This is a genomic window from Mangrovicoccus algicola, from assembly GCF_014903745.1.
GTDB lineage: Bacteria > Pseudomonadota > Alphaproteobacteria > Rhodobacterales > Rhodobacteraceae > Mangrovicoccus > Mangrovicoccus algicola.
The window spans coordinates 122,123-128,236 of record NZ_JACVXA010000005.1 but is presented as its reverse complement, the minus strand read 5'-3'; the positions used below and the strand labels follow the sequence as shown (position 1 = coordinate 128,236).

The window sequence follows — 6,114 nt, the reverse complement described above, 5'->3', positions numbered from 1 at the left end:
GGGGGGCGGCGCTGTCCTGTCTCGGCGCGCTGGCCTGGGCGGCGGCGCAGCCCGAGCTGCGCCCCGGCCCGGCCATGGAGATCGCGGCACTTGCGGCCCTTGCGGCGGTGGCGGGCGGGCCGGGATCGGTCGCGGGCTGTCTTCTGGCGGCATTGCTGGCGGGGCTGGGCCAGGCCTATGCAGGCGTGCTGTGGCCGGGACTGGCGGGTCCCGCCGCCGCCGGTCTCCTGGCGGCGGCGCTGATCCTGCAACCGGCCGGGCTGATCCCGCGGGGGGGCGCGAGATGAGCGCGGGATCCTACCGGCTCTGCGGGGCGGCGACCGGGCTGCTGCTGATGCTGGCGGCCGCGGCGCCGCTGGCAGGGCCGCAGATGGCCGTGGCTGCGCTGCATCTCTGCGCCATCGCGATCGCCGCGGCGGCCTTCGGCCTGTCCAGCGGCCCCTCCGGGCCTGCCTGCCTGTCCCATGCGATTTTCGTGACGCTGGGCATGGCCGGGGTCGCGGCCTTTCCCGGTGCGGCGGGGGCGGCGGCAGGCATGGCGGCGGCGGTGGTGCCGCCCGGGGGGCTTTCGGCGGCGCTGCGGCGCTTCGGCCGCGGCGCCTGGGCGCTGGCGAGCCTGGCCGCCGCGGTGCTGGCCGCCCCTCATCTTCCCGTGTCCCCTGCGGCCCTGCCGGAGCTGCCCATGCCCGCGGGCGGGCCGATGCTGCCCGTGCCGGATCTTGCCCGGCTGCCCGCGCTGCTGCGCGGCGAGGCGGGCGCCGCGGATCTGATCGCCGCCCGGCCCCTGACCGGGCAGATGGCGGGGGCCTGGCTGCTGCTGGGACTTGCGGTCCTGCTGCTGCTGGTGCTGCGGCGCCTGCGTCTCTCCGCCTTCGGGGCGGCGCTGGAGGGGGTGCGCGCCTCGCCTGCGCGCATGGCCGCGACGGGGTATCGCCCGGACTGGCTGCGGGCCGGGGCGCTGTGCCTGTCGGCGGGACTTGCCGCGGCGGCGGGCGCGATCCTTGCCCTTGCCGGTCCCGGCCCCGCATCGGCCCAGGGGCTTCCCTTGCTGGCGCAGATCCTGCTGGTCGCGGTGATCGGCGGGGCGGGGCCGGTGCGTTTCGCGGTGCTGGCCGCCGCGCTGGTGATTGCCGGGCGCGCGCTGGCCGTCGCGCTTGTCCCGCAGGCGGGGATCCTGCAGGCGCCGGGGGTGGAACTGCTGTGCTGGGGGCTGTTTCTGGGACTGGCGGCCGGGCTGCCGCGGCCCGGTGCGCGGCGGGCCGCGGGCTGAGATCAGGGACGGCTGCGTGCCGCGATCTCGCGCGCCAGGCGCGTGTTGCGGGCCATTGCGTCCAGCAGATCCCCGAAGGTGACCAGCCCGCGCGCCTCCAGCATGGGGATCATCCTGAGGAAAACCCCGGCCGTGGCGCGCGCATCCCCGGCGGCGGTGTGGCGCACGGCCCCGGGCAGGGCAACGCCCAGCCGCGCCGCCAGGGCGTCCAGGGTATGCGCCTCTCCCGGCCCGAACAGCACCGCCGAGATCAGCACCGTGTCGAGGACGGGATTGTCGAATTCCGCGCCGATTTCTGCGGCATGGCGATGCAGGAAGGCCATGTCGAAGGGCGCGTTATGGGCCACCAGGACGGCGCGGCGGGCAAAGCGGTGCAGCTGCGCCCCGGCCTCGGCGATGCCCGGCGCGCCCGCGACCATCGCGTCGGTGATGCCGTGGATCCGCGTGGCGCCCGGCGGGATCGGACGGCCGGGATCGACCAACTGGTCGATCTCCTCCCCGGGGACCAGCCGTCCGTTCACCACGCGCAGCGCCGCGATCTGCACGATCTCGTCGCCGCCATGGGGGGCGAGGCCCGTGGTCTCGGTGTCGAAGATCACGCAGGTCAGCCGCGACAGGGGCGTGGCGTCGATATCGGCATGGTCGCCCTGGGCCAGCAGGTCGAAATCATAGACGGCATCGCGCGCCGGAATGGCGGTCTGCGGCGCGGGCGGGGCGGGCAGGGGCCGGGCCGAGGCCAGCGGCAGGCTCAGCCAGGCCCGTCCGCCGCCGTCCTGCCCGCAGGAGATCGCGGTGGCGTGGCGCTCGAGGATCTCGCGCGCCGAGAAGGCGCCCGCCGCGGCCTCCAGCGGCCGGTCCAGCACGGCCTGCAGCAGCCGGGGCGCCATCGCCGCCCCGGTCCAGCCCAGCCGGATCTCCGCCCCCGCGCCGGTTCCGGCGATCTCCAGCCGCAGGTCGCGCGCGGCGGCCCGGTCCTCGGCCTCGCGCGCCAGCGCCGCCAGAAGTTCCGCCAGCGCCCCGCCATCGCAGCGCAGGAGCAGCGCGGGCGGATCGGCCGTCACCGCGGGACCGTCAGCGCCCAAAAGCGCGACCAGCCCGTCCGCCAGTTCCGCGGCGCGGATGTCGCGCAGCGGCCAGGACCCGCGCCAGGCGCCGTCGCAATCGCGGATCGCGGCGTCGATGGCGTCTTCCATGTCCTGCGCGGCCGCGACGAGCCCGGGGGGCAGGGAGGGGACCGGGGCCGCCCCGATCTGCGAGCGCAGGGCCGCGGCGGGGGCGCCCAGGCGGTCCGCCATGTCGCGCAGCAACCGGTCGCGGTCGCGATGGACGGCCAGCTCGGCGGTCACGTCGCGCAGCGTCAGGACATAGCCCGGCTGGTCATGGGTCATCCCCAGGTCGCGCCGGATCAGCCGGATATGCGCGGCCAGCGCGCGCCCGTCGCCGGTGGTGGAGACCAGCAGGTCGTCATCATCGTCATGCGTGCCGGTGGCGCGCAGCCGGTCATAGGCGCGGCGGATCGGGGATTCGCGCAGGAGGTCGAAGACCGGCCGGCCCAGCCGCGGCTGCCCGGTCCCCGACAGCATTCGCCGCGCGGGGGTGTTGTAGAACACGATCTGATGCGCGGGTCCGGCGACGATCAGCCCGACCGGCACATCCGAGACCAGCGCGGCCAGCGTCCCGGCCTTGAGGCTCAGGGCCTCGGTCCGGGTCTCGACGGCGCGCGCCACGCCGTCCCGGGCCTCGTTCAGCTGCTCCGCCAGGGCCGCCGCCGCCGGGGCCAGGTCGCCGAGATCCCGCGCCCGCGCAGGATCAAGCGGGGCTTGCGGGCCGCCATGCGCCCGGGCGCGCAGCGCGGCCGCCAGGCGGTCGGCCGGACGCGCCAGCCGTTCATCGGCCAGGCGCCACAGCAGAACGGCAAGCCCCAGCAGGCCGAACCCTGCCGGAATCGCGGCGGTCAGCAGCACCTGTGCGGGGCTGCCGCCGCGCGCCAGGGCCAGCGCCCCGGACCCGGCCAGGATCGCCAGCCCGCCGAGACAGGCGGCAGCGAAAACCAGCAGGATGCGTTGCCGGAGGGAAGGTCCCGCGGACATCTCAGCTCTCCAAGCGACCCGCCGAAGCAGGCCGCAGCAGCGGCGCGCGCAGCGCCTGCGACCGTCGGCGCCCGGCCGTCCCGCCGCCGCTGGGATGGGGGGCGGAGCAGGGGCGACCCGCCGGGCGCCGTGCCTGATCGCCCTGCAGCGGGCGGCAGGCATCGCCCTGTCCTGCGCGTGCCGCGGCCCGCAGGCTCATGCCGCCCGTGGCGGCGCATCCGTCCCGCGGGCCGGGACGGTCCCCGGCGGCGCCCTCTTCCGCCATGCGCGGGGAACGCCCGGGGATCACGGTACGGCCCGGCAGGGCGGCGGGGGCAGGGGTCCTCAACGGTTCAGCCCTGCGCGCAGGCCGCCGACAGGACCGGATCGCCGGCGCTGACCTGTGTCCAGGCGGCGCCCTCGACCGCGCCATCCTCGCCGAAGCGGGCCTCGTCCATCAGGGCGGCGCGGCGCAGCCCGCCGCAATCGACCGCCACGGGGAAGCTCTTGACCGGCTGCCAGCGGCCCATCAGGTAGATATTCGCGATATGCTCGCCGGGCCGGGCGGGGTTGCTCTGCATGCCGCCGACATCGACGGCCAGGAAGCGGTCGACATAGGGCAGGGCATAGGTCCAGGGGCGGTAGATCTGGCGCGCCTCGCTGACCTCGGCCACCTCGATCCCCTCGGGCAGCCCCGCGACGGTGCGGTCGTACCAGTTGTATTCCGACCACAGCGTCATGGCGATCATTGCCGCGCCCGCGCCCACCGGCATCAGCCAGCGCGGCAGCCGCCGCCCCGTCGTCCAGTTCAGGGCCATCACCAGCCCGGCCGCGCCGATCCCGGCAAAGACCGTGGCGATCAGTTCCAGAAACATCGCTCCTCCCTTTCTCCCCCGCAGGGGGTGGCCGCCCTTGCGGCGGCTAGGTGATCATGCCCTTGCCCTGGCCGATGGCGGATTGCATGGTCCGCACCACGACGAAGGCATCGCGCAGGTGGCTGCGCTCGAAATCCGACAATTCGGTGGGCGCCAGGTAGTTGTCGGGCGTCTCGCCGCGCCGCACCAGTGCCGCCTGGTGGTCCAGCCGGGCCTGCGCGATCAGGTCATAGGCGTCGATCAGGTCGCCCGCCCCCGATTTCGATAGCACGCCCCGGTCGCGCGCCGCCTCCAGCCGGGCGCGGGTATTCTGCGCCCCCAGCCGTCCCTGCAGCGCATAGACCCGCGCCAGGTCGGCGATCGGCACGACGCCGTTATGTTTCAGGTCCAGCCGGTTCTTGTATTCGCCCGACCGGATCGTGGCAAAGCCGCGGATCATTCCCAGCGGCGGGGCGTGCTTCAGCGAATTCGCGATCATGTGGGCGGTGAAGATCGAGTTCTCCGAGGCCGCGCGCAGCGTCTCGGCCTGCAGCTGCTGCCACAGCGTCGCGGCTCCGCCGATGGGGCGCAGGTCGAACATCACCGAGGCCAGCATCTGCGCCTCGGGGCTGGGCCGGGCGATCCAGCCGCGGAAATAGTCCTGCCAGACCTTCAGCGGCTGCCGCCAGCGATCGGTCACCGCCATCATCTCGCCGGGGCAGTAGACATAGCCGCAATCATTCAGCCCGTCGCAGACGAATTCCGCCAGCGCGGCGAAATAGGCATCGTCCGCCGGGCTGGCGCGGTCGTCGAGGATCAGGCAGTTGTCCTGGTCGGAGACGCCGGTCTGTTCGCGCCGCCCCTGGCTGCCGCAGGCGCACCAGGCATAGGGGACGGGCGGCGGGCCCAGCCGGTCCTCGGCCAGCCGCAGCAGCCGCCGCGTGACCGCATCGGCGATGTCGGTGATCAGCCGCGTCACCACGTCATGGCGGTTGCCGCTGCCCACCAGCTGCGCCAGCAGCCGCGGGATCTGCGCCGTCACCTTGGCCAGGCCCGCCACCGAGCGCGCCCGCGCCACGTCCGAGACGAACTGCGCCGAGGTCAGCGCCTGCAGCCGCGTCAGGTCGGTCTGGGTGACCATGCCGACGAGGCGGTCCTGCTCGACGATGGGCAGATGGCCGATATGGCGTTCATGCATCACGTGCAGGACATCGGTGCCCAGGCTCTCGGGCGAGAGCGTCACCGGCGCGGTGGTCATGATGTGGCGGATCGGCAGGGCGGGGTCGATCCCCTCGGCCAGGCAGCGGTTGGACAGGTCGGAGGTGGTCAGGATGCCGGTCAGCCGGTCCTCCTCCACCACGGCCAGGCTGGAGATGTTGCGGTCGCGCATGATCCGCGCGGCCTCCAGGATCGGCGTGTGCGGCGGGCAGGTGATCGGCGGCCCGGCCAGGATCTGGCGCACCGGCATGGTGGCCAGCGACTGGCCGCGATCCTCGCGCTCGGTGCCGCTGCGGCGGAAGAACCGGGCAAAGCCCGCATTGGCGCCGGTCAGCCGGCGGAATTCCGAGGCGGGCAGCAGCAGCAGGGTCGCGGCCTCGGCGGCATAGGCGGTCGTCGCGGCCAGCCCGTCGCGCATCAGCCCGCGTTCGCCGAAGGAATTGCGGCAGCCCAGAAGCGAGACCTTGGCGCCGCGATGGTCGCGCACGTCCACGGTGCCCTGGTAGATCAGGTAGAGCCCCTCCAGCGGCGCGCCGAGCGCATAGACCTGGTCGTCGCGCGCCACCTGCAGCACGCTGAATCGCGCCGCGGTGCGGGCCAGCTCCTCGGGCTCGAAACTGTCATAGGGATGCACGGAACGGAGGAAATCCGCGATCTCGCCGGTCGTCAGGGTCATTTTCGGGTTCCGCCCTCCATGCGATGC

At 74.3% G+C, this 6,114-nt stretch carries 5 protein-coding genes; 2 read left to right on the top strand and 3 right to left on the bottom strand.

Translation table 11 applies throughout. The annotated features are described in order from the left end of the window. Both ICN82_RS02775 and ICN82_RS02770 read left to right on the top strand, forming a co-directional pair. Positions 1-287, top strand: a 287-nt coding sequence (locus tag ICN82_RS02775; RefSeq protein ID WP_407943740.1) for a hypothetical protein, incomplete at its 5' end; no start/stop codon positions are given. Beyond that, the gene (locus tag ICN82_RS02770; protein ID WP_193179334.1) at positions 284-1,270 is read left to right on the top strand and encodes an ABC transporter permease subunit; all 987 of its coding nucleotides are present in this window, start codon (positions 284-286) and stop codon (positions 1,268-1,270) included. The genes ICN82_RS02775 and ICN82_RS02770, both read left to right, overlap by 4 nt. 2 nt (positions 1,271-1,272) lie before the next feature. Here ICN82_RS02770 and ICN82_RS02765 read toward each other — a convergent pair whose 3' ends face one another. The 3 genes from ICN82_RS02765 to ICN82_RS02755 form a co-directional block, all read right to left on the bottom strand. Then, complete coding sequence (locus ICN82_RS02765) at positions 1,273-3,360, bottom strand: exonuclease domain-containing protein (protein ID WP_193179332.1); 2,088 nt, start codon at positions 3,358-3,360, stop codon at positions 1,273-1,275. A gap of 332 nt (positions 3,361-3,692) precedes the next feature. Next, a complete protein-coding gene (locus ICN82_RS02760) occupies positions 3,693-4,214 on the bottom strand; it encodes a hypothetical protein (protein ID WP_193179329.1) in 522 nt (173 codons plus the stop codon). A gap of 46 nt (positions 4,215-4,260) precedes the next feature. Then, complete coding sequence (locus tag ICN82_RS02755) at positions 4,261-6,087, bottom strand: DUF294 nucleotidyltransferase-like domain-containing protein (protein WP_193179328.1); 1,827 nt, start codon at positions 6,085-6,087, stop codon at positions 4,261-4,263. Between the last annotated feature and the right edge of the window lie 27 nt (positions 6,088-6,114).

What these genes read in the sequence shown, in the direction of transcription:
- ICN82_RS02765 (WP_193179332.1), bottom strand. Translation starts at nt 3,360, where the DNA reads ATGTCCGCGGGACCTTCCCTCCGGCAACGCATCCTGCTGGTTTTCGCT.
- ICN82_RS02755 (WP_193179328.1), bottom strand. Translation starts at nt 6,087, where the DNA reads ATGACCCTGACGACCGGCGAGATCGCGGATTTCCTCCGTTCCGTGCAT.
- ICN82_RS02770 (WP_193179334.1), top strand. Translation starts at nt 284, where the DNA reads ATGAGCGCGGGATCCTACCGGCTCTGCGGGGCGGCGACCGGGCTGCTG.
- ICN82_RS02760 (WP_193179329.1), bottom strand. Translation starts at nt 4,214, where the DNA reads ATGTTTCTGGAACTGATCGCCACGGTCTTTGCCGGGATCGGCGCGGCC.